Origin of the sequence: Pseudomonas sp. TH31 (genome assembly GCF_016650815.1) — a bacterium.
GTDB lineage: Bacteria > Pseudomonadota > Gammaproteobacteria > Pseudomonadales > Pseudomonadaceae > Aquipseudomonas.
This window is the reverse complement of record NZ_JAEKEZ010000030.1, coordinates 1-2,500: the sequence shown is the minus strand read 5'-3', so window position 1 is coordinate 2,500 and position 2,500 is coordinate 1. Positions and strand designations below refer to the sequence as shown.

At 51.8% G+C, this 2,500-nt stretch carries 2 rRNA genes (1 of these 2 cut by a window edge); both read left to right on the top strand.

Going from position 1 to position 2,500, the window contains the following annotated elements:
- Positions 1 to 2,161 (top strand): 23S ribosomal RNA (locus JFV26_RS23895) (it extends 731 nt beyond the left edge of the window).
- Positions 2,162 to 2,321: 160 nt separating this feature from the next.
- Positions 2,322 to 2,437: ribosomal RNA gene (rrf, locus tag JFV26_RS23890) — 5S ribosomal RNA — on the top strand.
- The last annotated feature ends 63 nt before the right edge of the window (positions 2,438 to 2,500 follow it).

The following is a 2,500-nucleotide window of genomic DNA, read 5'->3' as shown; positions in this document are numbered from 1 at the left end:
TACCGTTGAAAAGTTAGCGGATGACCTGTGGATCGGAGTGAAAGGCTAATCAAGCTCGGAGATAGCTGGTTCTCCTCGAAAGCTATTTAGGTAGCGCCTCATGTATCACTGTAGGGGGTAGAGCACTGTTTCGGCTAGGGGGTCATCCCGACTTACCAAACCGATGCAAACTCCGAATACCTACAAGTGCCGAGCATGGGAGACACACGGCGGGTGCTAACGTCCGTCGTGAAAAGGGAAACAACCCAGACCGTCAGCTAAGGTCCCAAAGTTATGGTTAAGTGGGAAACGATGTGGGAAGGCTTAGACAGCTAGGAGGTTGGCTTAGAAGCAGCCACCCTTTAAAGAAAGCGTAATAGCTCACTAGTCGAGTCGGCCTGCGCGGAAGATGTAACGGGGCTCAAACCATACACCGAAGCTACGGGTATCACTTAGGTGATGCGGTAGAGGAGCGTTCTGTAAGCCTGTGAAGGTGAGTTGAGAAGCTTGCTGGAGGTATCAGAAGTGCGAATGCTGACATGAGTAACGACAATGGGTGTGAAAAACACCCACGCCGAAAGACCAAGGTTTCCTGCGCAACGTTAATCGACGCAGGGTTAGTCGGTCCCTAAGGCGAGGCTGAAAAGCGTAGTCGATGGAAAACAGGTTAATATTCCTGTACTTCTGGTTATTGCGATGGAGGGACGGAGAAGGCTAGGCCAGCTTGGCGTTGGTTGTCCAAGTTTAAGGTGGTAGGCTGGAATCTTAGGTAAATCCGGGATTCTAAGGCCGAGAGCTGATGACGAGTGTTCTTTTAGAACACGAAGTGGTTGATGCCATGCTTCCAAGAAAAGCTTCTAAGCTTCAGGTAACCAGGAACCGTACCCCAAACCGACACAGGTGGTTGGGTAGAGAATACCAAGGCGCTTGAGAGAACTCGGGTGAAGGAACTAGGCAAAATGGCACCGTAACTTCGGGAGAAGGTGCGCCGGTGAGGGTGAAGCATTTACTGCGTAAGCCCATGCCGGTCGAAGATACCAGGCCGCTGCGACTGTTTATTAAAAACACAGCACTCTGCAAACACGAAAGTGGACGTATAGGGTGTGACGCCTGCCCGGTGCCGGAAGGTTAATTGATGGGGTTAGCTAACGCGAAGCTCTTGATCGAAGCCCCGGTAAACGGCGGCCGTAACTATAACGGTCCTAAGGTAGCGAAATTCCTTGTCGGGTAAGTTCCGACCTGCACGAATGGCGTAACGATGGCGGCGCTGTCTCCACCCGAGACTCAGTGAAATTGAAATCGCTGTGAAGATGCAGTGTATCCGCGGCTAGACGGAAAGACCCCGTGAACCTTTACTATAGCTTTGCACTGGACTTTGAATTTGCTTGTGTAGGATAGGTGGGAGGCTTTGAAGCGTGGACGCCAGTTCGCGTGGAGCCAACCTTGAAATACCACCCTGGCAACTTTGAGGTTCTAACTCAGGTCCGTTATCCGGATCGAGGACAGTGTATGGTGGGTAGTTTGACTGGGGCGGTCTCCTCCTAAAGAGTAACGGAGGAGTACGAAGGTGCGCTCAGACCGGTCGGAAATCGGTCGTAGAGTATAAAGGCAAAAGCGCGCTTGACTGCGAGACAGACACGTCGAGCAGGTACGAAAGTAGGTCTTAGTGATCCGGTGGTTCTGTATGGAAGGGCCATCGCTCAACGGATAAAAGGTACTCCGGGGATAACAGGCTGATACCGCCCAAGAGTTCATATCGACGGCGGTGTTTGGCACCTCGATGTCGGCTCATCACATCCTGGGGCTGAAGCCGGTCCCAAGGGTATGGCTGTTCGCCATTTAAAGTGGTACGCGAGCTGGGTTTAGAACGTCGTGAGACAGTTCGGTCCCTATCTGCCGTGGACGTTTGAGATTTGAGAGGGGCTGCTCCTAGTACGAGAGGACCGGAGTGGACGAACCTCTGGTGTTCCGGTTGTCACGCCAGTGGCATTGCCGGGTAGCTATGTTCGGAATAGATAACCGCTGAAAGCATCTAAGCGGGAAACTAGCCTCAAGATGAGATCTCACTGGGACCTTGAGTCCCCTGAAGGGCCGTCGAAGACTACGACGTTGATAGGTTGGGTGTGTAAGCGCTGTGAGGCGTTGAGCTAACCAATACTAATTGCCCGTGAGGCTTGACCATATAACACCCAAGCAATTTGACTACTCGAAAGAGCATCAGATTGCGGTGTGTGAAGACGAAACGAACCGAAAGTTCGAGAGACTCACAAAACACCGAGATCTATCACATACCCATTCGCTGGAGCGTACTCCGTAAGGAGAACGACCTGGCTACCGAATTTCTTGACGACCATAGAGCATTGGAACCACCTGATCCCATCCCGAACTCAGCAGTGAAACGATGCATCGCCGATGGTAGTGTGGGGTTTCCCCATGTGAGAGTAGGTCATCGTCAAGATTAAATTCCGAAACCCCTATCTGCGTATGCAGGTAGGGGTTTTGTTTTTGCCTGCAGGAAAGT